Origin of the sequence: Nocardia higoensis NBRC 100133 (assembly GCF_000308595.1) — a bacterium.
Taxonomy (GTDB): Bacteria; Actinomycetota; Actinomycetes; order Mycobacteriales; family Mycobacteriaceae; genus Nocardia; species Nocardia higoensis.
The window spans coordinates 1-24402 of sequence record NZ_BAGA01000061.1; the positions used below are offsets into that span (position 1 = coordinate 1).

The following is a 24402-nucleotide window of genomic DNA, read 5'->3' on the forward strand; positions in this document are numbered from 1 at the left end:
CGAGTTCGGCTGCGCCGCGATACATCCGGGTGCTCGCCAGCCGGCCCGCCGCCACCACTCGGGTGAGCGATCCCGACCGGCGCAGCGCCCGGGCGATGTCCATATCCTCGACCGGGCTGCCCGCCACCGAGGCGTGCCCCCCGATCTCCCGATAGGCCCGCGCGTCGAACACCAGGAACTGCCCGCAGGACACCACCGTGCTCGGCCGCCGGTTCCGATTGCCCAGCAGCACAGGCAGACTCGCGGCCCACGACCAGCACAGCAACGGCTGCACCAGCGCTTCGGCGAGCGACCCCGCCCGCTGCCACGGCCACGGCGCGACCATCGCCGCACCGCTGTGACGCAGATCCGCCACCGCCGCCGCGACCGCCTGCGGCGCCAGCCGGACGTCGGCGTCGAGAAAGACCACCACGGACGGCCTCGGCACGGATTCCGCGTGGGACTCGGCGGCGCAAGCGCGGCATTCGCCGGATGCGGTGCCGACGGGCTCGCCGACAGGGGTGGAGAGTCGTTCGCTCACAACGGAATCGATCCGGCCCTCGGAGGCGGAGTCGGGCCGATCCCCGGTTCGGGGACCGGGCCGGCCGCCGTCGCTGCCGGGGTGGGTGGCCACGTCGGAGGCGTGATCGCCGGCGAGCGCGTGGGGCAGGGCGTCGGTGACCCCGGCACGGACGGCCAGACGCGCGCAGGCGGCGGCTTTGCCCGTCCAGCCGGGCGGCGGCGGAATCTCCGAGCGCAGCACCGTGATCCGCGGATCATCGCCCGCGGCGGCCCGGGCGACCTCGGCGGTGCCGTCGGAGGACCCGTCGTCGAGGATCAGCACGCGCAGCCGGGGAACGCCGACCTGGGCACGCAGATCACCGATCAGGTCGGGCAGCGTGCCCGCCTCGTCGCGGGCCGGAACACACACCGTGACCGGTTCGAGCACCGCCAGGCTCGGCGGCAACCGGGGCATGGTCAGCCGGTTGAGCAAGGCGACGGCACAGCCGGCCAGGGCCAGACCCGTGCCCAGCCGGGTCGTGGCGGTCACCGCCGGGTTCAGCGGAACTGCTTGACCGAGCGCCACCAGCGCCGCCAGGAGAACTGATGATCGGGAACCTCGGGCGTGGGATTGCGGTTCAGGTACGCCATTCCGGCCACGATGGCGGCGACCGCGAGGGTGACGCCGCCGACGATGCCGGCCCAGCCCGCGAAGGAGCGGGTGTTCGGGTCGGGATAGCTCACCTCGGCGCGCAGCGTCGAGACCTCGCCGGCCGGAAGCTTCCAGGACACCGTGTTGTCGCCCTCGCGGGTGCCGTTGGTCTTGGCGACCCGGGACGGGAAGGCGATGGTGAACTGCACGTCGGAGCCGTGCGGCGGCACCGATTTCAGGTCGACACGCCCGTTCAGCGACACCAGGTCGCCCGCGCGCTGGAACTGCAGCTGGATCATGCCCTGGGCCTGCTCGTTGAGCTGGGACAGCTGCTGCACGTCACCGAAGGACAGGTCATCGAAGAACACCTTGCTGCCGACATAGCCGTCCTGCTTGTACGGCTCCACGCGCACCTTGGAGGCCAGCGACTCCGGTGCGGTCAGCTGGGGGCCGGTGTCCTCCTCGGAGGCGGGCACCACGGCCGCGACGATCCGCCCGGACACGCGGTCGTTGGAGGAGACCCCCATCGAGACCTGCACCCGTAGACATCCGGCCAGCATCGGCACCAGCAGGGCCGCGAGCAGGACGGCGGCCGCGACGCGGACCCGCGCCGTCGGCCGCGAAACGACGGCGGATGGGGTGGCTGCACTGGATCGCACGGGTCACATCGTGCCAGGCCCGCCGCCGGCGGCGCCAAAGGGCAGCCGCGGACACGGTGATTCGGTGCGCTACCCCGGTAGACGCAGCACGTTCGAGGCCCGCCGCCGAGCCAGTACGACCAGCAGCGGGACGCCGAGCACCCCCATGCCGACGAAGCCGTAGCCCGCCGAGACGGGCAGCCCGAGGAAGGCCAGGTGCGCCAGCGCCGAGCCCAGCCAGGTCCACAGGAAGACCACCACCGGCACGGTGTAGTCCATGTCCCGGCGTTGCCCGGACGGCGGCGGCGCGGCTCGCTCCCACACCGTGAGCAGCAGGGCCATGCACAGCGCGACCACCAGCCAGCCGAGATAGTTGGTCAGCGGGATCTCGGGGAGGCCCGGCAACCCGGAATCGGTGTCGCACCAGGTCCAGCGGTCGTCGGTGACCATCTGCGGATCCAGGAACAGATCCCAGCCCAGTGCGCCCACCACGGTCAGCGCGATGCGCGCGGGCTCGCGGACCGCGCCCGCGCGTTCGGTCACCAGGGTGGCCACCATCCACACCGGGTACAGCCCGCCGGTCCAGGCCAGCGGGATCAGCAGCGGTACTTCGGCGAAGGACGGGCCGAGCGGGCCGAGGGCGTATTCGTAGCAGCCGTAGGGCAGGCCGGTCGCCACGCCGAGGATCTCCGAGGACAACCCGAGCCCGGAGATGATGACGAGCACGCCCGCGGCGTAGCGGAATCCGCGGGTCGTCGTGGCGTGCGCGAGCGCGGTCGCCGCCGACAGCAGCACGACGGCGATGGTCACCTGGTCGCGCGCCGAACCGGAGGCCAGCGGATAGGTGATCTGGGTGAGCACCAGCAGCACCGTGAGCAGCATCGGCAGCCGCCGCGCCCACCGCGCGGGGATCGAGGGCGATTCGCTCATCGGCGCCGCAGGAACGGGATGCGGGACCGGCGGTGATCACGCAGGAACAGCCGCGCCGCGCTGCGTCCGCTCGCGCCGCTGACCCCGCCGCCGGGATGGGTCGAGGCGCCGGTGAGATACAGGCCGGGCGCGCCGGGCACCCGCTGCCCGGACAGTTCCGGCAGCGGCCGCCACATCATCATCTGATCCAGCGACATCTCCACGTGCATGATATTGCCGCCGAGCAGTCCCATCTCCCGTTCCAGGTCCACCGGGGTCTGCACATACCGTTGCCGCACCGACCCGGCGAATCCCGGTGCGAGCGCCTCCACTTCGGCGATGATCCGGTCGGCTTCGCGTTCGGCGTGCGCGGCCCACTCGCTGCCGTCGGCCAGGCGATACGGATGCCATTGCGCCCACAGCGAGAGCTGGTGCTCGCCGGGCGGGGCGATGCTCGGATCCAGTGCGCTGAAACTCATGGCCAGCACCGCGGGCCGCGGCGGCAGGTCGCCCGCCATGGCCGCGCCGTGCGCGCGGTAGAGCTGCGCGCGGTCGGAGACCAGCAGTTGCAGTCCGTGCGCGGATTCCCGCGCGGTCGCGCCGGGATAGGCGGGCAGCGCGTCGGCGGCCACGCGCACCATCATCCCGATGCCCGGGCCGACCCGGATACGGGCACGCCAGTCCTCGATCACCGCGGCGTCGAATCCGCCGGCCGCCAGCAGATCCAGCGTGGTCAGCACGTGCGCGCCGGCGATCACCGCCGCCGCGCGGATCTCCCGGCCCGCCTCGGTGCGCACCCGCCAGCCATCGCCCTCGCGGCGCAGCGAGGTCACCGCCTCACCGGTGCTGATCGTGGCGCCGTCGGCGCGCAGCCGGGCTGCCAGTGCCTCGGTCAGCGCGCCGCTGCCGCCTATCGCGCGGCCCGGCGGCAGGGTGTGCATGAGCGCGGCGAACCCGACCATCGGCGCGGTCCCCGGCTCCGACATCGGCGGCCCGGACTGCGCGCCGAACCAGGCCAGCGCCGCCTTCAGTCGTTCGCTGTGGAAAAAGCTGTCCAGCAGCGCGTCCCCGGACTGCAGGAACTCCCGCGACAGCGCGCTGCCGCCCGCCCCGGTGTCCAGCCCCCAGAACGAGCGCAGCAGGTGCGGCGCCTGCGGCGCGGCCCCGAACGCGCGCATCACCCGGACGGTGCGCGGACCCCAGAGGCCGACGAAGCGGCGGTACGCGTCGGCGTCACGGGAGCCACAAGCACGCTCGATCGAGGCGCAGGTGGCGTCGAGATCGCGATGGAACACGATCGGCGGGGCATCCGCGGCGGGCGCGAAACCCCACGGATCGCAGTCGAGATAGCGCAGCCCGAAGCGAGCCAGCTCGAGATCCTCGACGATGCCGGTGTGCCGGATCATGATGTGCGCCGAGGAACCGCGATCGACCCGGTGCCCGGGGAAGCGCTCCACCGTGGACACCGCCCCGCCGAGCACCTCGTCGCGTTCGAGCACCTCCACGGGGTGTCCCGCCCTGGCCAGATAGGCCGCGGCGACCAGCGCGTTGTGGCCGCCGCCGACCACGACGACGCTCACAGCGGCAACCGCCTGCCCAGGATGGCGAACGGCCTGCTGTCGCCGGAGAACACGAAATCGCGGATCACGTCGTCGAATCCCTCGCGCCGGTACAACCGCCACGCCCGGTTCTGCTCCGCGGGCACCTCGGGCGTGGACAGCAGAACGGCCCGCTCCGAACGGCCGGTGAGCAGCCTGCGCAGCAGCGTCTGCCCGATTCCCAGTCCCTGCGCGCTCGGGTGCACATGCAGTTCGGTGAGCTCGAAATAATCCGAAAGCAGTTCGTGGGCGGACTGTTCGGGCCAGCCGCAGCGACGCATGCCGACGTGCACCTGCTGGTGCCACCACTGGTTCGGCGCGCCGTGGTAGCCGTAGGCGATCCCCAGCATGCGGGAGGTGCGCAGGTCGACGTAGCCGTTGTCGTCGGGCAGCAGCGCCGCGACGGCCTGCCAGCCCGCCCGGGTGGTGTGCTCGGTCCACATGGGTGCGCGGTGGTTCTCGGTGCCACGGGGGTACGCCATGGCAGCCACGTACACCGACAGCGCGTCGTGCAGCCGGTAGCGCAGGTCGGCGACCGAGAGGTCGACGACGGCGGGGGCGGGGGTGTGGTGTGGCGTGACGGCGGTCATGGCTCTCGTCGATGTCGCGCGGGGGCGGCGGGGGCGGAAGTTCGTTCGGCGGAACTTGTCGGTGGGTGTCCCTATATTCAAGCTCAATTCAAACGTTCGAATATCTGTTCGGTCCGCGCGGTGCGCGGAGCGGGGAGCGCGAGCGGTGGTGCCGGTGTCGTCCGCGGGGCCGGCGGCGGCGCCGCGCCGGTTCGGAAGGGGACGGCTGATGAGTCGCAACGCAGCACGGGAACGGCCGGGCAAGGCGGGCATGCTGCTCGACAAGGCCGACGGCCTGCTCCTGCAGGCGGCGGGTGAGCGCGACCCGCGCGAACGGTTCCGCACGGCGTACCTGGCGGCGCTGCGCGGGGCGGGCGCGGTGCTGGCCTGCACCGGAGCCGATGCCGCGCCGCGGGCCAGGTCGCGCAACGCCTGGGTGCTGCTGCAGCGCGCCGCGCCGGAATTCGTGATGTGGGCGGACTACTTCGCCGCTCGCTCGGAGTTGCGGGCCGCGCTGGAGGCCGGGCTCGACCGCGACGTCGGCGACGCCGAGGCCGACGAGTTCGGTTCGCGGGTGGGCGCATTCCTGCACGACGTGGCCGACCTGCTGCAGTCGGCGGCCCGGTTGCGCCTCGCGCCGGGCATGAGCGCGTAGCGGCTCGGCGACAGTTTCGTTCCACAGTGGCCATTGGGTGGTATGGCCCTGATCGAACTCGTATCATTGGGGGAGATGGCCGCCAAGGTCGGCTATCTGTCGTCGACCCGGAGGCGACAGTCACGCCTAGTGCCGGGGGAGGTACCGTGCCACTCTCCGAGCACGAGCAGCGCATGCTCGAACAGATCGAGAGCGCTCTCTATGCTGAGGACCCGAAGTTCGCCTCGTCCGTTCGAGGCGGACGACTTCGCACCACCACGAGTCGTCGTCGACTCCAGGCTGCCGCCCTGTTCGCCCTCGGCCTGCTGTTGCTGGTCGCGGGTATCGCCGGGCCCAAGCCGGGTGGTTTCCCGATCATCAGCCTGATCGGGTTCGTGATCATGTTCGGCGCCGGTGTGCTGCTGCTGGTCGGCGGCCCCAAGGCGACCGGCCCCGGTGGCGATGCGCACACCGGTCGAGGGGGCTCCGGTCGAAGTACCGGCGGCGGCCGTGGCCCGGGCGGACGTCAGCGCAAGTCGGGCGGGTTCTCCGATCGCATGGAGGACCGCTTCCGCCGTAGGTTCGAACAGGACTGACCCCGCGCGGGTGTGTTTCGCCACACCCGACAGCCTCATACGACAGGCGGCGCCGACCCTCACGGGTGCGGCGTCGCCTTCTCGCGTTCGCCGGACGATCGCCGGCTCGACCGGCGTGCGAGTCCGCTGACCGTGCCCGGCGGCGGACGGCCGCGCCGGGCCGTCCGCCCGGGCAGCGGCTCCCGGCCCGGCGCCGCGCGACACGCCGGAGCCGCCGACTTCGTTCACCGTGCGCCGACAGCATTCGGAGGCGGTCGGGCGGGGCCCGTCCGATGCTCCCCACAACCCTCCACCACGCACCCCCTCGCGCCCTCTCCGTGCCCGTAGCGCGGCGGGTTTGCTGACAGTTTCCGGGCCCTCGCCGGATGCCCCTCGCGTGTCGTCGGGACATGCGCAAAGCCCCCCACATCAGTGATAGCTGGAATGACCTGCGGAATCGTCGGCGCGGGGAGCCAGATCACCTCTTGTTTCGATTGAAAGTGGGGGAAAGTGGGGTAATGTGGAGCGCGCACTACAGGAGAGACCATGCAGGCGCGGTGATCCGGTAGAGAGGTGACGAGAGATGTTTCTCGGTACCTACACACCACGCCTGGATGACAAGGGGCGACTCACGTTGCCTGCGAAGTTTCGAGACGAGCTGGCGGGAGGGTTGATGGTCACGAAGAGTCAGGACCACAGCCTTGCCGTATATCCCAAAGAGGAATTCACCGCGCTCGCTCGCCGAGCCGCGGCCGCGTCTCGCACCAATCCGCAGGCACGGGCTTTCGTCCGGGCGCTGGCAGCCGGTACGGACGAACAGCGTCCGGACGCGCAGGGCCGGATCACGTTGTCGGCGGATCACCGTCGCTACGCCAACCTGTCACGGGAGTGTGTGGTGATCGGCTCGGTCGACTTCCTCGAAATCTGGGACAAGCAGGCGTGGGAGTCCTACCTCGCCGAGCACGAGGAGGATTACGCGCAAGCGAGAGACGAGTCGCTGGGCGGGATCTTCTAGCCGGGCGAGCGAGTGCCGCGCGGTCTCTGTCCGAGCACGGACCCTGGCGTACTTCCCCGACGCCAGGTGCCGGTTCGGACAGGGACCACGGGGCACTCGCCCTCGGCGATCACGACCGACACGGCCGGCCCCATCAGCATTCGATTCAGCATCCGAGGCGTGACATCCCCGACGAGAACGGCCCGAGTGGACCGCCCGGCGCCGCGTCTCCCGGCTCGCACGGATGCACAGGCAGGCGAAAACACAAGTGGAACAGGGCGACCCGTGTGCGCCGGCCGGAGATCACTCCACCGGATGCCCGTCACGGTACCGACGAACGCGAGGCAGAATCCGGGAGGTCGAGGTGAACCGTGAACAACGCGGCGCCCGTCATGTCCCGGTCCTGTTGCATCGTGCCGACGAATTGCTCGGCCCGGCGCTCACCGAACCGGGCGCGGTATACGTCGACGCCACACTGGGTTTGGGCGGTCACGCCGAGCACTTTCTGAGCACCTATCCCGAGCTGCGCCTGGTCGGCCTCGATCGCGACACCGAGGCGCTGCGCCTTGCCGGTGAGCGCCTGGCGCGGTTCGCGGACCGGATCACCCTGGTGCACACGCGCTATGACGGGATCGCCGACGCGCTGGAACAGGCCGGGCTCGATCCGGTCGGTTCGGTCGCGGGCATCCTGATGGACCTCGGGGTCTCCTCGATGCAGCTCGACGAGGCCGACCGCGGATTCGCCTACTCGGTGGACGCGCCGCTGGACATGCGGATGGATCCCACCACCGGCATCACCGCCGCCGACGTCCTGAACACCTACAGCCACGGCGATCTCGCCCGGGTGCTGAAGAACTACGGCGAGGAGCGCTTCGCGGGCAAGATCGCCTCCGAAGTGCTGCGCAGGCGCGCCCAGAAACCTTTCACCAGCAGCGGGGAACTCGTCGAACTGCTCTACGCGACGATCCCGGCCGCCGCCCGCCGCACCGGCGGGCATCCAGCCAAGCGCACCTTCCAGGCGCTGCGGGTGGAGGTCAACGGCGAGCTCGATTCGCTGCGGGCCGCGCTGCCCGCCGCGCTGGACTCCCTGCGGGTGGGCGGGCGGATCGTGGTCATGTCCTACCAGTCGCTCGAGGATCGGGTCGTCAAGCACGAGCTGGCGGCGCGCACGACCTCGCGCACGCCGGTGGACCTGCCGGTCGAATTGCCGGGCATGGGACCGGAATTCCGGCTGCTGACGCGCGGCGCCGAGAAGGCGACCGAGCAGGAGATCGAGGAGAATCCGCGCGCCGCGCCGGTGCGGATGCGGGCGGCCGAGCGGATCGAGATGCCCTCGTGAGCGGGTGGCCGGAGTCGACGGGGTGGGGATGTCCATGCGGAGCAGAGGAGACGACGACGCCATGAGTATTCGGACGCGCACGGTCCCTTCGCCGGGTCGTATCGCCCGCCGGGTGCAGGCCGCCGATCGGGTCAAATCCGGTGCCGCTCAACGCGCCTACGCCAAGCGGCGACTGCGCGTCGAACAACTCACCGACACTGCGCGCCTGCCGCGCACGACCTCGGCGATGTCGGGCCGGATCCCGTTCGTCGCCGCGATCATCGCGATGCTCGGCTGCGGTCTCGCGCTGACGCTGCTGCTCACCACCCGCGCCGCCGAGGACAGCTACCAGCTCAGCGACGCCAGGCAGCTCAATCGCACCCTGGCCGAGGAGCGCGCGGCGCTGCAGCGCGAGGTCGAGGCGGCCGACTCGGCGCCCGAACTGGCCGCGCGCGCACGCGAACTCGGCATGATCCCGGCCGACGACCCGGCTCGACTGTTGATCGCGCCGGACGGCGCGGTGATCGTGATCGGCAATCCGACTCCGGTCCAGGGCGCGCCCGCGCCGCCGCTGAACACCACCCCGCGGGATCCGTCGAACCCCGCCGCCCAAGGCGAACAGGTGGTTCCGCTGACCGCGGCGCTCACCCCGGTCCGCACCCCGGATCCGGCGACCGGCCCGCAACCCGCGCCCGCACCGCCCGCGCCCGCTCCGGCGCCGCCCGGTGATCCCGCCGCGCCTGCCGCGGGACAGCCCGCTCCGCCGGTCGCGGACGGTCAGCCCGTCCCGCCTGCCGAAGGACCGCCGGCCGAAGGACAGCCCGTCGAAGGGCAGCCCGTCGAAGGGCAGCCGCCCGCCGGGGAGCTGCCCGCCCCCGAGCCCGCCGTCGCGGCACCGGCTCCCGCGGTCGCGGAGGGTGTTCCGGCGCCGCCCACGCCGGTCGGAGCGCCCCGGTGACCCAGTCCAGGCCCGCACCGCCCCGGCGGCGCGGGCCGTCGGCATCCGGTAAACGTGCGCGCGCCGCCGGAGCGGATCATCCGATGCGCCTGCGGCTCGGCGTCGGCCGGATCGTCATGCTCGTCGCGTTGGTGATGGTCGCGCTCCAATTGCTGTGGGTGCAGAGCGTTTCCGCGCCGGGACTGTCCGCGCAGGCGGCCAGCCAGCGCACCACCCGGCTCATCGACGAGGCCACCCGCGGACCCATCGTCGACCGCAACGGCAAGTCGCTGGCATTCACGGTCTCGGCGAAGGCGCTGACCTTCCAGCCGGTGGCCGAGCGCGCGAATCTGCTGGAGGCGCGGGAGAAGGACGAGAAGGCTCCCGACCCCGAGCAGCGACTGCGTGATATCGCCAGGACCATTCACGAGAAGCTGGGCCCCGGCGGGCCCAAGGAATCGGAGCTGCTCGACAAGCTCAACAGCGACGAGTCCTTCGTGTATCTGGCACGCAGCGTCGATCCCCGGATCGCCACCGAGATCATGGTCGAGTTTCCGGAGGTCGGCTCGGAGCGCCAGGACATCCGCGAGTATCCCGGCGGCGCGCTGGCCGCCAATGTCGTCGGCGCGACCGGCTGGGACGGGCACGGGCTGATCGGCCTGGAATCGGCGCTGGACTCGGTGCTCGCCGGCACCGACGGCTCGCACACCTACGACCGCGGCTCCGACGGGGCGGTCATCCCCGGCAGCTGGCGCGACAAGCAGCCCGCCGTCGACGGCAACCGGGTCGAGCTGACCCTGGACTCGGATCTGCAGTACTACGTGCAGCAGCAGGTGCAGCTGGCCAAGCAGCGCTCCGGCGCGGCGGGAGCCTCCGCGGTGGTGCTCGACGCCAGGACCGGGCAGGTGCTCGCGATGGCCAACGACAGCACCTTCAATCCCATGCTGGAGTCCAAGGATTGGACCGCCACCGGCAATCCGTCGGTGAGCGACCCGTTCGAACCCGGCTCGGTGAACAAGATCGTCACCGCCGCCGCGGCCATCGAATACGGCCTGACCACCCCCGACGAGGTGCACCAGGTGCCCGGTTCGATCCGGATGTCCGGGGTCACCGTCAGCGACGCCTGGACCCACGGCGTCGCGCCCTACACCACCACCGGCATCTTCGGTAAGTCCTCGAACGTGGGCACGCTGATGCTGGCCCAGCGCGTCGGCGAGGATCGCTTCGCGGATATGCTCTCGCGCTTCGGCCTCGGCCAGCGCACCGGTGTCGGCCTGCCCGGCGAGACCGCGGGACAGGTCCCCGCGAGGGATCAGTGGTCCGGCGGCACCTTCGCCAATCTGCCCATCGGCCAGGGCCTGTCGATGTCGACCCTGCAGATGACCGGGATGTACCAGGCCATCGCCAACGACGGCGTGCGCATCCCACCGCGCATCGTGAAATCCATCGTCGCGCCGGACGGCTCGCGCACCGACGAACCGCAGCCCGAGGGCGTGCGGGTGGTCAGCGCGGAGACCGCGCGCACGCTGCGCACCATGTTCGAGTCGGTCACCCAGCACGATCCGATGGACGCCGATCAGAACGGCACCGGCATGCAGGCCGCGGTGGAGGGCTACCGGATCGCGGGCAAGACCGGAACCGCGCAGCAGATCGATCCGCGCTGCCAGTGCTATTCGTCGTCGAGCTACTGGATCACCTTCGCCGGGATGGCACCCGCCGACGACCCGCGCTACGTGATCGGGCTGATGCTGGACAATCCGCAGCGCAGTTCCGATGGCAGCGGCGGGCAGTCCGCGGCTCCGCTGTTCCATTCCATCGCCTCCTGGGCGCTGCAGCGCGATCGCATTCCGCCCACCGCGGAGCCCGCCAGAAGGTTCGTGTTGCAGGCCGGTGCGTAGCGGTCCGTGGGAGGATTCCGGCACGGTGGCGCGGGCGTCGGACCGTGCTCACGCGGGCGTGGGTGCGGGGAAGGTCGAGCCGCGTTGCCCGCCGATGGGCGCACGTCGGTAACCTGACTTGCCGCGACCTTCGCGGTGTCCGCTGAAATCCGCCCCCTCGGAGAGGAGCAAGGTGCCCCAGCAGTCCAGCCGGCCCGTGCTGCGGCCGGTCGATCCACCGACCACGCCGCTGTCCACGGTGTCGGCGCTGACCGGCGCCGAACCGGCCACGCCCGGCGTGCCGGTCGACGAAGTGAGTATCACCGGTATCGAGCAACGCTCCGATGCGGTGTTACCCGGCGATCTGTTCGCCGCGCTGCCCGGCGCCCGCGCGCACGGCGCCCGATTCGCCCGGGCGGCCGTCGAGCGCGGCGCGGTGGCGGTGTTCACCGACGCCGAGGGCGCCGCGCAGCTCGGCGAGCTACCTGTTCCGGTGCTGGTGCGTGAGCGCCCGCGCGAGGTGCTCGGCGAGCTCTCCGCCGCGCTGTACGGGCATCCGTCGCGGCGACTGCGGCTGGTGGGCATCACCGGCACCTCCGGCAAGACCACCACCTCCTATCTGGTGGAGGCCGCGCTGGCCGCCGCCGGACTGTCCACGGCGTTGATCGGCACCATCGAGACCCGCATCGGCGGAGCACGGGTGCCCAGCGCGCTGACCACCCCGGAAGCCCCGCAGTTGCACGCGATGTTCGCGCTGATGGTGGAGCAGGGCGTGCAGGCGGTGGTGATGGAGGTGTCCAGCCACGCGCTGGCCCTGGGGCGCGTCGACGGCGTGCGCTTCGACGTGGGCGCGTTCACGAACCTGTCCCAGGACCACCTGGATTTCCACGCCGACTTCGAGGACTACTTCGCGGCCAAGCGCAGGCTCTTCGAGGTGTCCTCGCCGGTGGCCGCGCGCACCGCGGTGATCTGCGTCGACGACGCGTGGGGCAGGCGGCTGGCCGACAGCCTTCCCGGCCCGGTGCGGGTCGCGGCGTCGGCGGGCGAGGAGATCGCCGCCGACTGGCGGGTCGCGGGTCCGGTCCGGACCAGGGGCGGCGAGCAGGAGTTCACCGCCACCGGGCCCGCCGGTGAGTTCCCGATGCGGTTGCGGCTGCCCGGCCGCTACAACGTCGCCAACGGGCTGCTCGCCCTGGCCGTGTGCGCGGCCGCGGGCGTCGATCCGGCGGTCGCCGCGCCCGCGCTGGGCGAGGTGGACGTGCCGGGCCGGATGCAACGGGTGGAGGCAGGCCAGGATTTCCTGGCCGTGGTCGACTACGCGCACAAGCCCGCCGCGCTGGAATCGGTCATCGCGACCCTGCGTGAGCACCTGGCCGCCGGTGATCCGGCCGCGCCGGGCAGACTGGCCGTGGTCGTCGGCGCGGGCGGGGACCGGGACGCGGGCAAGCGGGCCCTGATGGGCGCGGCCGCGGCGCGCGGCGCCGACCTGCTCGTCATCACCGACGACAATCCGCGCAGCGAGGACCCGGCCGCCATCCGGGCCGCGCTGCGGGCGGGCGCGCTCGACGTGCCCGCGCAGGTGCGTGGCGAGGTGCTCGAGGTCGGTGACCGGGCCGAGGCGATCGAGGCCGCCGTACGCTGGGCGCGCCGCGGTGACGCGGTGCTGATCGCGGGCAAGGGCCACGAGGCGGGGCAGGAGATCGAGGGGGTCAAGTACCCGTTCGACGATCGCGAGGTGCTGGCGGCGGCCCTGGCGCGCAAGACGGGCGCGGAGGCACACACGTGAACGGTGAAGCGGTACAGCATGTTCGGCACGATGGGTCCGAAAGTGGCCCGGGAGATGCCCGTTCGGATCGGACGGGCACGGAGGACTTGACGGTTTCATGATCGAGATGACACTGCGGGAGATCGCGGAGGTCGTGGGCGGCACGCTGCACGACGTCGCAGACCCGGAGGTGCGGGTGACCGGTACGGCCGAATTCGATTCGCGCCGTATCGGTGCGGGGGATCTGTTCCTGGCGCTGCCGGGTGAACGGGCCGACGGACACGATTACGCGCAGGCCGCCGTCGCCGCGGGTGCGGCGGCGGTGCTGGCCGCGCGACCGGTCGGCGTGCCCGCGATCGTGGTGACGCCGAGCCCGGGCACGGTGCCCGCGGGTGCGCTCGCGGTCGCCCACGACCCGGACGGTTCGGGCGCGGCGGTGCTGGCCGCCTTGGCGGCGCTGGCCCGGTACAGCGTCGAGAAGCTCACCGCGACAAGCGGTCTGGACGTGATCGGGGTGACCGGTTCCTCCGGTAAGACCTCCACGAAGGATCTGCTGGCCGCGGCGCTCGCGCCACTGGGCCCGGTGGTCGCGCCGCCCGGTTCGTTCAACAACGAACTCGGTCATCCCTGGACGGCCCTGCGCGCCGGCGCCGACACCCGGTTCCTGGTGCTGGAGCTGTCAGCGCGCGGACCCGGCCACATCGCCGCGCTGGCGCGGGTGGCGCCGCCGCGCATCGGCGTGGTGCTCAATGTCGGCACCGCGCATCTCGGCGAGTTCGGCAGCCGCGAGGCCATCGCCCGCACCAAGGGCGAGCTGGTCGAGGCGCTGCCCGAGCACGGTCTGGCAGTGCTCAACGCCGACGACCCGCAGGTCGCCGCGATGGCCACCCGCACGAAGGCCAGGGTGGTCACCTTCGGTCAGGCCGCGGGCGCGGACTTCCGGGCGAGCGAGGTGAGCCTCGACGCCGAGGCGCGCGCCTCCTTCACCCTGCACACCCCGGCCGGATCCACCGCGGTCCGGCTGGCCGTGCACGGCGAGCATCAGGTCGGCAACGCGCTGGCCGTCGCCGCCGTGGCCGCCGAGTGCGGCGCCGATCTGGACACCATCGCCGCCGCGCTGTCGGGGGCCCGCGCGGCGTCCGCGCGCCGGATGGATGTGCGCACGACTCCCGTGGGCGTGACGGTGGTCAACGACTCCTACAACGCCAACCCCGATTCGGTCCGCGCCGCGCTCAAGGCACTGGTCACCATGGCCAGGGCCGGCGGCACCCGGCGCCGCAGCTGGGCGGTGCTCGGCGAGATGGCCGAGCTGGGCGAAGAATCGGTGGTCGAGCACGACGCCATCGGCAGGCTCGCGGTGCGCCTGGATGTCGACCGGCTGGTCGTCGTGGGCACCGGACGCCCCTCCCGGGGAATGCACCAGGGCGCGGTGATGGAAGGCTCGTGGGGCGAGGAGTCGGTGCTGGTGCCCGACATCGACGCCGCGCTGGCCCTGCTCGACGAGGAAGTCGAGCCGGGTGACGTGGTGCTGGTGAAGGCATCGCAGTCGGTGGGCCTGTGGCGGGTCGCCGAGCATCTGACCCGCGCGGCGGGCAGCGACACGGAGGCAGCGCAGTGAGACAGATCCTATTCGCGGCGGCGATCGCGCTGACGGTGTCGATTCTGTTGACCCCGTTGCTGATCAAGTTCTTCGCCAAACAGGGCTTCGGACAGGAGATCCGGGTCGACGGCCCCGCCAGCCATCAGGCCAAGCGCGGTACGCCGACCATGGGCGGCGTCGCCATCCTCATCGGCATGTGGGCCGGTTACCTCGGCTCGCACCTGATCGGCATCGGCTACGACGCCGAAGGCCCCTCGGCCTCGGCGCTGCTGGTGCTCGGCCTGGCCACCGCGCTGGGCGCGGTCGGCTTCCTCGACGATTTCATCAAGCTGCGCAAGGGCCGCAATCTCGGTCTCACCGCCGCGGGCAAGTACATCGGCCAGCTCACCGCCGCCATCGTGTTCGGCATCCTGGCGCTGCAGTTCAAGGGCGAGAACGGACTCACCCCCGCCAGCACGCACCTGTCGTATGTCCGCGACATCACCACGGTGTCGATGGGCGTGATCGTGTTCGTCGCCTTCGTCTGCCTGGTCGTGGTCGCCTGGTCCAACGCGGTCAACCTGACCGACGGCCTCGACGGCCTGGCCGCGGGCTCGATGAGCCTGGTGCTCGGCGGCTACGTGATCATCACCTTCTGGCAGTACTACCACGCCTGCGCCATCAAGCCGGAAGCCGGTTGCTACAACGTGCGCGACCCGCTCGACCTCGCTCTGGTGTGCGCGGCGGGTACCGCGGCCTGCATCGGATTCCTGTGGTGGAACGCCGCTCCGGCCAAGATCTTCATGGGCGACACCGGTTCGCTCGCGCTCGGCGGTCTGATCGCCGGCCTGTCCATCACCACCCGCACCGAGCTGCTGATGGTCGTTATCGGCGCGTTGTTCGTCGCCGAGGCGGCGTCGGTGGTGCTGCAGGTGGCGGTGTTCCGCACCACGCGCAACCGGCTGTTCAAGATGGCGCCGTTCCACCACCACTTCGAACTCAGCAAGTGGGCGGAGACGACGGTCATCATTCGGTTCTGGCTGCTGGCCGCGATGGCCTCGGCGGTCGGACTCGGTCTGTTCTACAGCGAATACCTCTCCGCGGTCGGGTGATCCAGGATGGTCGAACATTCTCCGCGGGCCCTGCGCTCACCGGGGCCCATGCTGGAATTCCTGCGTGGCCGTGACGTTCTCGTCGCCGGCTGGGGCGTCTCCGGGCGCTCGCTGATCGAGCCGTTGCGCGATATCGGGGCGCACCCGGTGGTGACCGACAACGGCGCGGCCGCCCTGGCCGAAGCCGCCGGGCTGGGGCTGGAGGTCGCCACCGCCGTCGAGCTCGAATCGGCCGATCTGAGCCGGTTCGCGCTGGTCATCACCAGCCCCGGCTGGCGGCCCGACTCGCCGGTGCTGGTCTCGGCGGTCACCGAGGGCATCCCCGTCTGGGGCGACGTCGAATTCGCCTGGTGGGTCGATCAGGCCCGCATCTACGGGCCGGTGCGCAAGTGGCTGGTGATCACCGGCACCAACGGCAAGACCACCACCACCCAGATGACGCACTCGATCCTGCGCGCCGCGGGCATCCCCAGCGTGGCCTGCGGCAATATCGGCCTGCCGATCCTGGACGCGCTGCGCCGCAATCCCGGCCCGCAGGTGCTCGCGGTGGAGCTGTCCTCCTTCCAGCTGCACTGGGCGCCGTCGGTGCGTCCGGAGGCAGGCGTGGTGCTCAATGTCGCCGAGGACCATCTGGACTGGCACGGTGGGCTCGACGCCTACGCCGCCGCCAAGTCCAGGGCGTTGGTCGGACGGGTCGGCGTGGTCGGCCTCGACGATCCGGTGGCCGCCTCGCTGGCGCGGCGCTCGAAGGCCAAGCGCACGGTCGGCTTCAAGATCGGCGTGCCCGCCGACGGTGAACTCGGCGTGGTCGACGGCAAGCTCCTCGACCGGGCCTTCACCAAGGCCGCGATCCTGGCCGAGGTCGGCGACATCAGCCCGCCGGGACCGGCCGGGGTCGCCGACGCGCTCGCCGCGTCGGCGCTGACCAGGGCGATCGATGTGGCGCCGCAGTTCGTCAAGGAGGGCTTGCAGGAGCACAAGGTGGGCCCGCACCGGGCGGCGTTCGTGCGCGAACTCGGCGGCGTCGAATTCATCGACGACTCCAAGGCCACCAACCCGCACGCGGCGCGTTCGTCGATCCTGGCGCACCAGAGCGTGATCTGGATCGCGGGCGGGCTGCTCAAGGGCGCCGGTGTCGAGGACCTGATCGAAGAGGTCGCCGAACATCTGGTCGCCGCCGTGCTGATCGGGGCCGACGCACCGGTGATCGCCGACGCGCTCGCGCGACACGCGCCCGAAGTCCCCGTGGTCGAGGTCCGCACGGGTGACGATGCTGGGATGGCCGACGACCCGAACCGACCGAACCAGGCCGACGCCGTGATGGCGCACGCCGTGCGCACGGCCGCCGGGTTCGCCCGCAGCGGCGACACCGTGCTGCTGGCGCCGGCCGCCGCCTCGCTGGACATGTTCGCCGACTACACCCACCGTGGACGCAGCTTCGCCGATGCGGTGCACGCGCTGGAAGACGGTGACCTCGGGCGGGAGCCGTGACCGACCGGGGCCGGCGGGGACTGCGGCGCGCCAAGTCCGGTCCCGGTAAGGCCGGGCGCGCCGCCCGACCGGCCGGTGCGCGGGCACCGGCGGTCACCAAGTTCCTGACCTGGATGGCGCGCCCGCTCGCGTCGTTCCACCTGATCGTCACCATCGCCACCCTGCTCACGCTGCTCGGCCTGGTGATGGTGCTCTCGGCCTCCAGCGTCGAGGCCTACACCGCGGGCGGCTCGGCGTATTCGCTGTTCCGCCAGCAGATCCTGTTCGCCCTGATCGGCTGCGTGCTGTTCTACCTGGCGTTGCGCATCCCGATCCGCCGATTGCGGCAGTGGTCCTTCCCGGTGTTCGGGCTGTCGGTGGTGGCCCTGTTCCTGGTACTGATCCCGGGTATCGGCACCGAGGTGCAGGGTTCGCGGCGCTGGATCGACCTGGGCGTCGTCTCGGTGCAGCCCTCGGAGATCGTCAAGGTGACCCTGGTGGTCTGGGGCGCGCACCTGCTGGCCTCCCGGCGCAGCGAGCAGGCGCCGCTCAAGGACGTGCTGGTGCCGCTGGTGCCCGCGGGCATGCTGGTCTGTCTGCTCGTGGTGCTCGAGCCGAACCTGTCGACCACCATCGCGCTGGGCATCGTGCTCGCCGCCCTGCTGTGGTTCGGCGGCCTGCCGGTGCGGTTGTTCGTGACCATCGCGATCTCGGGCATCGTCGCCGCGGCGGTGCTCGCGCTGACCGCGGGCTACCGCTCCGACCGCATGCGCGCCTTCTTCAATCCCGGCGAGGACCCGCAGGGTATCGGCTATCAGGCCAGGCAGGCGATGTACTCGCTGGCCGACGGCGGGATCTGGGGCCGCGGCCTCGGCCAGAGCCGCGCCAAGTGGAGCTACCTGCCCAACTCGCACAACGACTTCATCTTCGCCATCATCGGCGAGGAACTCGGCTTCCTCGGCTGTGCGCTGGTGCTCGGCCTGTTCGCCCTGTTCGTCTACACCGGCCTGCGCATCGCCACACGTTCGGTCGATCCGTTCCTGCGCTTGCTGACGGCGACCGCCACGTCCTGGATCACCGCCCAGGCGCTGATCAATGTCGGCTATGTCGTCGGCCTGCTGCCGGTGACCGGTCTGCAGTTGCCGCTGGTCTCCGCGGGCGGTTCCTCGCTGGCCATCACGCTGTTCATGTTCGGCATCATCGCCAACGCGGCCCGACACGAACCCGAGGCGGTGGCCGCGCTGCAGGCCGGGCAGAACGGCAGGTTCAGCCGGCTGCTGCGACTACCCAAGCCCGAGCCGTATTCGCCCGCCCGAGCCGAGGCGGCCCGCGCCAGATCGGGACGAGCCGGTGACCGCGGGCGCGGCGGCGGTTCGCGCTCGCCGCAGCGCGCGGGTGCCAGACAGGCCAGGGGCGGCGGCCAGGGCAGGAGCGGTGTGCAGGGCAAGCCCGCCCCGCGCCGTCGGTCGGGGGAGAGCCGCGGCACCAGTTCGGCCAGGGCGACCAGGGCCTGGGAGCCGACCTATCCGATGCCGCACGCGAAGGAACGGGGAAGATACAGGTGAGTGACGGGCGACGTGCTCGACGGGCCCGGTGGAGGAGTATCAGGTGACCACGAAGGATTCCGGTTCGCTGCCCTCGTCCGCGAGGATCTCGGTGATCGTCGCAGGCGGTGGCACGGCAGGACATATCGAACCGGCTCTGGCGGTCGCCGACGCGCTGCGCAGGCTCGATCCCTCGATCCGGGTGACGGCGCTCGGCACGGAACGCGGGCTGGAGACCCGGCTGGTGCCCGAGCGCGGCTACCCGCTCGAGCTGATCCCGCCGGTTCCGTTGCCGCGCAAGCCGACTCCGGACCTGCTGAAGCTGCCCGCCCGGGTGCGGGCCTCGGTGCGGCGCACCCGCGCGGTGATCGACGCGGTCGAGGCGGACGTGATCATCGGCTTCGGCGGCTATGTCGCCCTGCCCGCCTATCTCGCGGCCGGGCCGGGTCTGCTGCGGCGCAGGCGCGCGGTGCCGGTGATCGTGCACGAGGCGAACGCGAAGGCGGGTATCGCCAACAAGATCGGCGCCAGAGTGGCGGCGAAGGTGCTGGCCGCCGTGCCGGATTCGGGACTGCCCGGCGCGGAGGTGGTGGGCATTCCGGTGCGCGAATCGATCACCGCGCTGGACCGGGCCGGACTGCGCGGCGAGGCGCGCGCGCACTTCGGGCTGCCCGGTGAGGGGCCGGTGCTGCTCGTGTTCGGCGGTTCGCAGGGCGCGCGCAGCTTGAACGAGGCGATCTCCGCGGCCGCCCCGCAACTGGCCGCGGCGGGCATCTCGGTACTGCATGCGCACGGGCCGAAGAACACTCTGGAGGTGGCGCCCTCGGCCGGGCCCGCGCGTTATGTCGCGGTGCCGTACCTGTCCCGGATGGACCTGGCCTACGCGGCCGCCGACGCGGTGGTGTGCCGCTCGGGTGCCATGACGGTGGCGGAAGTCTCGGCGGTCGGGTTGCCCGCGTTCTACGTGCCGCTGCCACACGGCAACGGCGAGCAGGAATTCAACGCCCGCCCGATCGTCACCAAGGGCGGTGGCAGAATCGTTCCCGACCAGGAACTGACGCCGAAGTATGTGATCGACGAGGTGATTCCGCTGCTGCTCGACCGAACCCGGTTGACCGAGATGGGCCGCGCCGCCGCAGGCGCCGGACATCGCGACGCCGCCGACGAGGTGGCACGCATCGCCGTGCGGGCCGCGCTGTGAGCGCCGTGAACGGTGTGAACGGCACGAACGCCGCGGGCGGCGCGAGCGACCCGCGCTCCGCACTGCCCCCGGAGCTGCAACGGGTGCACATGGTCGGGATCGGCGGCGCCGGCATGTCCGGCATCGCGCGCATCCTGCTCTCGCGCGGCGGCGAGGTGTCGGGTTCGGACGCCAAGGAGAGCCGCGGCGTGCTCGCGTTGCGGGCCCGCGGCGCGCAGGTCCGCATCGGCCACGATGCGACCGCGCTCGATCTGCTGCCGGGCGGCCCGACCGCGGTGGTGACCACCTACGCGGCCATCCCCAAGAGCAATCCCGAACTGGTCGAGGCCGATCGCCGCGCGATCCCGGTGCTGCTGCGTCCCACGGTGCTGGCCTCGCTGATGCGCGGGCACCGCACCCTGCTGGTGTCGGGCACACACGGCAAGACCTCGACGACGTCGATGCTCATCGTGGCGCTGCAGCACTGTGGGCTCGATCCCTCCTTCGCGGTCGGCGGTGAACTCAACGAGGCGGGCACCAACGCCCATCACGGCACCGGCGAGACGTTCGTCGCCGAGGCCGACGAGAGCGACGGCTCGCTGCTGCAGTACGACCCGGATGTCGCGGTCGTCACCAACATCGAGTCCGATCACCTGGACTTCTTCGGCACCGACGCCGCCTACACCCAGGTCTTCGACGATTTCGCCGACCGGCTGACCGAAGGCGGCCTGCTGGTGGTCTGCCTCGACGATCCCGGCTCGCTGGCCCTGGCCGAGCGGGTGGGCCCGCGGCTGGCGCAGCGGGGCGTGCGCGTACTCGGCTACGGCTCCGGGGAACTCGACGACGCACCGGTCCCGGTCGGGGTCCGGCTGCACAGCTGGGAACCCCGCGATGTCGGGGGAGTGGCGCAGTTCCAACTCGGCGAGGAGAGCACCCCGCGCTCGCTGCGGCTGTCGGTGCCGGGCAGGCACATGGCGCTCAACGCCCTCGGCGCACTGCTGGCCGCGCGGGCCGCGGGGGCCGACATCGACGAGATCATCCAGGGGCTGGAGGGTTTCGGCGGCGTGCACCGGCGTTTCCAGTTCGTCGGCAGGGAGAACGGCGTGCGGGTCTTCGACGACTACGCCCACCACCCCACCGAGGTGCGTGCGGTGCTCGGTGCCGCGGCCGCACTGGTCGAGCAGGAGGCGCGCGACGGCGCCCGCTCGCGGCAGGGCCGGGTGATCGTGGTGTTCCAGCCGCATCTCTACAGCCGCACCGCCACGTTCGCCGCCGAGTTCGGCGCGGCGCTGAGCCTGGCCGACGAGGTCGTCGTGCTGGATGTCTACGGCGCGCGGGAGGAACCGCTGCCGGGGGTCAACGGCGCGCTGGTCGCCCAGGCCGTCACCGTGCCGGTGCACTACCAGCCGGACATGTCCCGGGTTGGTCGTCAGGTGGCCGGGTTGGCGCAGGCCGGTGACGTGGTGATCACCATGGGCGCAGGCGATGTCACCATGCTCGGCAGCCAGATCCTCGACGGCCTACGGGCACGGCCCCAGTACGGGCGGTGAGCCGCGTGCGCGCCGCGGGGGAGTTGCTCGGGCCCGGTGGTCTGCGGCGGGTGCGGTGGTGGGCGCTGGTCGCGGTGATCGTGCTCACCGCCCTGCTGTCGGTCGCATGGTTCACGCCCGCCCTGTCGGTGCGCACCATCGAGATCAACGGTATCTCCGCCATTTCCGAGGAACAGGTCCACGAGCAGCTCGACATCCCGGACGGGTTGTCGTTGATGCGGATCGACACCGTCGCGATGGCCGAGCGGGTGGCCTCGATCGCCAAGGTGCGCTCCGCGCGGGTGGAACGGGTGTACCCCTCGACGGTCCGCGTCACCGTGGACGAGCGCCGCGCGGTGCTCTGGTTCGACGCGCCCGAAGGCGCGCACCTGCTCGACCGCGACGCCGTCGAATTCGCCATCGAGGCACCGCCGATCGGATTGCCGCGGCTGGTCACCGACCGTCCGAGCGGAAGCGACCAGGTCACCCGCGCCGCGGTGGCGGTGGTCGACGCCATGCCGCCCGCCCTGAACATCCAGGTGGACGAGGTTCTGGCGCGGTCGATTTCGGACATCTCGTTGAAGCTGGCCGACGGTCGCACGGTAGTGTGGGGCGGAGCGGACGACGCCGAACGCAAGGCGGCGGTGGTGTTGCCGCTGTTGACGCGAGAGGGCACGGTGTTCGACGTTTCGAGTCCGAATCTGGTCACGGTGAAGTGATCGATTCCATCTGTGTCCAGGGAGATTCTGTTCTCCGTTTCGGCGCGCCTGCGCCCGTATCGCGGCAGCGGCGAATAGCGTTCCGCAGCAGTCGGATACTTGACATAACACTAACCCTATGGTTGAGGTTCAGGGTTTTCCGAAATGACAGGCTTGGATCGAAGGAAGGCGAGAGCCCATGACGCCCCCGCACAACTACCTTGCGGTGATCAAGGTCGTCGGTATCGGCGGCGGCGGCGTGAATGCCGTCAACCGGATGATCGAACAGGGACTCAAGGGAGTCGAGTTCATCGCGGTCAATACCGACGCGCAGGCGCTGCTGATGAGCGATGCCGACGTCAAGCTCGACGTCGGCCGTGAACTGACCCGGGGCCTCGGCGCTGGCGCCGACCCCGAGGTCGGCCGCAAAGCCGCCGAGGACCACAAGGACGAGATCGAAGAGGTGCTCAAGGGCGCCGACATGGTCTTCGTCACCGCGGGTGAGGGCGGCGGCACCGGCACCGGCGGCGCGCCCGTCGTCGCCAGCATCGCGCGCAAGCTCGGCGCCCTGACCATCGGTGTGGTCACCCGGCCGTTCTCCTTCGAGGGCAAGCGCCGCGGCAACCAGGCCGAAGTCGGCATCAACCAGTTGCGCGAGTCCTGCGACACTCTCATCGTCATCCCGAACGACCGGCTCCTACAGCTGGGCGACGCGGCGGTCAGCCTGATGGACGCCTTCCGCTCCGCCGACGAGGTGCTGCTCAACGGTGTCCAGGGCATCACCGACCTGATCACCACCCCGGGCCTGATCAACGTCGACTTCGCCGACGTCAAGAGCGTCATGTCCGGCGCGGGTAGCGCGCTCATGGGCATCGGTTCCTCGCGCGGCGAAGGGCGTTCGGTGAAAGCGGCCGAGGCGGCGATCAATTCGCCGCTGCTCGAAGCCTCGATGGACGGCGCGCACGGCGTGCTGCTGTCGATCGCGGGCGGATCCGACCTGGGCCTGTTCGAGATCAACGAGGCCGCTTCGCTGGTGCAGGAGGCCGCGCACATCGAGGCCAACATCATCTTCGGTACGGTCATCGACGATTCGCTCGGCGACGAGGTACGGGTCACCGTCATCGCCGCGGGCTTCGACGGCGGCGGCCCGGCCAGGCGCACCTTCGACGCACCGCACACCAGGGGCTCCATCGGCTCCGGCCGCGCGGGCGAGATCAGCAGCCGGGCAGGGGAGCTGTCCTCCTCGTCGAGGAGTCCCGAGCCGATGAGCGGTGCGACGGCCTCGTCCTCGTCGGGCTCGCTGGGTTCCGGCCGGGGCGCGGTGCCGAACTACCGCGACACCGAGCGCCCGCGGCCGACCGAACCGACGGTCGCACACAACAGCCGTTCGCACATCCAGGACGCCGACCCGGACGACGACGACGTCGACGTGCCGGACTTCATGCGTCGCTGATCCGAGCCGGACACCCGGGCGTGCTCGTAAACGATGGTGCGGGCACGCTCGCGCGCCTACTACGCTCGGACGTATGACTGCTCCCACGCTCACCGTCCGCCGGGTCACCACCACGCGCACCGGTGGCTTCTCCGCGCCGCCGTACGACTCGTTCAATCTCGGCGACCACGTGGGCGACGATCCGGAAGCCGTGCGGCGCAACCGGCTCCGGCTGGCCGAGGGGATCGGCCTGTCCCCGGACCGGCTGGTGTGGATGGAGCAGATCCACGGCCGCAATGTCGAGGTGGTCGACGGGCCGCGCGCGGAGCCGGTGCCGGCCACCGACGCGCTGGTGACCACCGAACCCGGTTTGGCGCTGGTCGTGCTGACCGCCGACTGCGTCCCCGTTCTGCTCTCCGACGACGAGGCCGGGGTGATCGCCGCCGTGCACGCCGGACGCATCGGCGCCCGCATCGGCATCGTGCCGCGGGTGCTCGAGGCGATGATCGCCCAGGGCGCGCGCCCCGAGCGTATCGGCGCTTTCCTCGGCCCGGCGGCCTCGGGACGTCGATACGAGGTGCCCGCCGCCATGCGCGCCGATGTCGAGGCCCACCTGCCCGGCAGCGCCACCACGACGGTGCGCGGCACTCCGGGCCTGGATCTGCGTGCGGGCATCCGCAGGCAGCTGACCGAGGCGGGCGTGGGCGGTATCGCCGAGGACCCGCGCTGCACCATCGAGGACACGACCCTCTTCAGCCACCGCCGCGGCGCGCCGACCGGTCGCATCGCCGGCGTGATCTGGATCGACACCCGCGACAGGGCCTGACCGGGCCGCGCAGTCGGGCGGGGTCCGCCGGGCCGGAAGTGAGGCCCGCAGCGGCCGGATGTGATCAGAGCGACAGGGCGTCGCGG

General features: G+C 71.4%; 21 protein-coding genes. 16 read left to right on the forward strand and 5 right to left on the reverse strand.

The window, feature by feature from the left end; translation table 11 throughout:
- From ON26_RS32155 to ON26_RS08155, 5 genes are all read right to left on the reverse strand, one after another.
- Positions 1 to 955, reverse strand: a 955-nt coding sequence (locus tag ON26_RS32155; RefSeq protein WP_245545771.1) for a glycosyltransferase family 2 protein, incomplete at its 3' end; no start/stop codon positions are given.
- A gap of 83 nt (positions 956 to 1038) precedes the next feature.
- Positions 1039 to 1692, reverse strand: coding sequence for an LppM family (lipo)protein (locus ON26_RS08140; protein WP_245545772.1), 654 nt, complete (start codon positions 1690 to 1692; stop codon positions 1039 to 1041).
- 168 nt (positions 1693 to 1860) lie between these two features.
- A complete protein-coding gene (locus ON26_RS08145; RefSeq protein WP_051026825.1) occupies positions 1861 to 2700 on the reverse strand; it encodes a carotenoid biosynthesis protein in 840 nt (279 codons plus the stop codon).
- Positions 2697 to 4259, reverse strand: a complete 1563-nt coding sequence (locus ON26_RS34165; protein ID WP_040795404.1) for a phytoene desaturase family protein — start codon at positions 4257 to 4259, stop codon at positions 2697 to 2699. Before ON26_RS34165 ends, ON26_RS08145 begins: the two co-directional genes overlap by 4 nt.
- On the reverse strand, positions 4256 to 4867 hold the full coding sequence (locus ON26_RS08155; RefSeq protein ID WP_040795405.1) for a GNAT family N-acetyltransferase: 612 nt from the start codon (positions 4865 to 4867) through the stop codon (positions 4256 to 4258). The genes ON26_RS34165 and ON26_RS08155 overlap by 4 nt, the downstream gene beginning before the upstream one ends.
- A gap of 250 nt (positions 4868 to 5117) precedes the next feature.
- Here ON26_RS08155 and ON26_RS08160 point away from each other — a divergent pair, with 250 nt between their 5' ends.
- The 16 genes from ON26_RS08160 (at position 5118) to pgeF (ending at position 24316) form a co-directional block, all read left to right on the forward strand.
- Positions 5118 to 5501, forward strand: a complete 384-nt coding sequence (locus ON26_RS08160; RefSeq protein ID WP_040795431.1) for an SAV_6107 family HEPN domain-containing protein — start codon at positions 5118 to 5120, stop codon at positions 5499 to 5501.
- A 146-nt stretch (positions 5502 to 5647) separates the two neighbouring features.
- Positions 5648 to 6076 (forward strand): SCO2097 family morphological protein, encoded by a 429-nt coding sequence (locus tag ON26_RS08165; protein ID WP_040795406.1) that lies wholly within the window; start codon positions 5648 to 5650, stop codon positions 6074 to 6076.
- 562 nt (positions 6077 to 6638) lie between these two features.
- Positions 6639 to 7070, forward strand: coding sequence for a division/cell wall cluster transcriptional repressor MraZ (gene mraZ, locus ON26_RS08170; protein ID WP_040795407.1), 432 nt, complete (start codon positions 6639 to 6641; stop codon positions 7068 to 7070).
- A 343-nt stretch (positions 7071 to 7413) separates the two neighbouring features.
- Complete coding sequence (gene rsmH / locus ON26_RS08175; RefSeq protein WP_040795408.1) at positions 7414 to 8388, forward strand: 16S rRNA (cytosine(1402)-N(4))-methyltransferase RsmH; 975 nt, start codon at positions 7414 to 7416, stop codon at positions 8386 to 8388.
- A gap of 61 nt (positions 8389 to 8449) precedes the next feature.
- A complete protein-coding gene (gene ftsL / locus ON26_RS34025; RefSeq protein WP_174375383.1) occupies positions 8450 to 9325 on the forward strand; it encodes a cell division protein FtsL in 876 nt (291 codons plus the stop codon).
- 83 nt (positions 9326 to 9408) lie between these two features.
- Positions 9409 to 11202 carry a peptidoglycan D,D-transpeptidase FtsI family protein gene (locus ON26_RS08185; RefSeq protein WP_157171822.1) on the forward strand — a complete coding sequence of 598 codons (1794 nt, stop codon included), beginning with the start codon at positions 9409 to 9411 and terminating at the stop codon, positions 11200 to 11202.
- A gap of 172 nt (positions 11203 to 11374) precedes the next feature.
- Positions 11375 to 12967 carry a UDP-N-acetylmuramoyl-L-alanyl-D-glutamate--2,6-diaminopimelate ligase gene (locus tag ON26_RS08190; RefSeq protein WP_040795409.1) on the forward strand — a complete coding sequence of 531 codons (1593 nt, stop codon included), beginning with the start codon at positions 11375 to 11377 and terminating at the stop codon, positions 12965 to 12967.
- Between the two features lie 97 nt (positions 12968 to 13064).
- Positions 13065 to 14564, forward strand: a complete 1500-nt coding sequence (locus tag ON26_RS08195; RefSeq protein WP_040795410.1) for a UDP-N-acetylmuramoyl-tripeptide--D-alanyl-D-alanine ligase — start codon at positions 13065 to 13067, stop codon at positions 14562 to 14564.
- Positions 14561 to 15637, forward strand: coding sequence for a phospho-N-acetylmuramoyl-pentapeptide-transferase (gene mraY, locus ON26_RS08200; protein ID WP_040795411.1), 1077 nt, complete (start codon positions 14561 to 14563; stop codon positions 15635 to 15637). Before ON26_RS08195 ends, mraY begins: the two co-directional genes overlap by 4 nt.
- A 48-nt stretch (positions 15638 to 15685) precedes the next feature.
- Complete coding sequence (gene murD / locus ON26_RS08205; protein ID WP_040795412.1) at positions 15686 to 17128, forward strand: UDP-N-acetylmuramoyl-L-alanine--D-glutamate ligase; 1443 nt, start codon at positions 15686 to 15688, stop codon at positions 17126 to 17128.
- 113 nt (positions 17129 to 17241) lie between these two features.
- Entirely contained in the window at positions 17242 to 18672 is a 1431-nt protein-coding gene (gene ftsW, locus ON26_RS08210; RefSeq protein ID WP_085998971.1) for a putative lipid II flippase FtsW, read from the forward strand.
- 28 nt (positions 18673 to 18700) lie between these two features.
- The gene (gene murG, locus ON26_RS08215) at positions 18701 to 19852 is read left to right on the forward strand and encodes an undecaprenyldiphospho-muramoylpentapeptide beta-N-acetylglucosaminyltransferase (RefSeq protein WP_174375384.1); all 1152 of its coding nucleotides are present in this window, start codon (positions 18701 to 18703) and stop codon (positions 19850 to 19852) included.
- A gap of 89 nt (positions 19853 to 19941) precedes the next feature.
- Positions 19942 to 21381 (forward strand): UDP-N-acetylmuramate--L-alanine ligase, encoded by a 1440-nt coding sequence (gene murC, locus ON26_RS08220; RefSeq protein ID WP_051026827.1) that lies wholly within the window; start codon positions 19942 to 19944, stop codon positions 21379 to 21381.
- On the forward strand, positions 21378 to 22079 hold the full coding sequence (locus ON26_RS08225; protein ID WP_306307243.1) for a cell division protein FtsQ/DivIB: 702 nt from the start codon (positions 21378 to 21380) through the stop codon (positions 22077 to 22079). Before murC ends, ON26_RS08225 begins: the two co-directional genes overlap by 4 nt.
- A gap of 178 nt (positions 22080 to 22257) precedes the next feature.
- Positions 22258 to 23511, forward strand: coding sequence for a cell division protein FtsZ (gene ftsZ / locus ON26_RS08230; RefSeq protein ID WP_040795414.1), 1254 nt, complete (start codon positions 22258 to 22260; stop codon positions 23509 to 23511).
- Between the two features lie 73 nt (positions 23512 to 23584).
- Positions 23585 to 24316: a peptidoglycan editing factor PgeF gene (gene pgeF, locus ON26_RS08235; RefSeq protein ID WP_040795415.1), complete on the forward strand. Its 732-nt coding sequence runs from the start codon at positions 23585 to 23587 to the stop codon at positions 24314 to 24316.
- Positions 24317 to 24402: the final 86 nt, after the last annotated feature.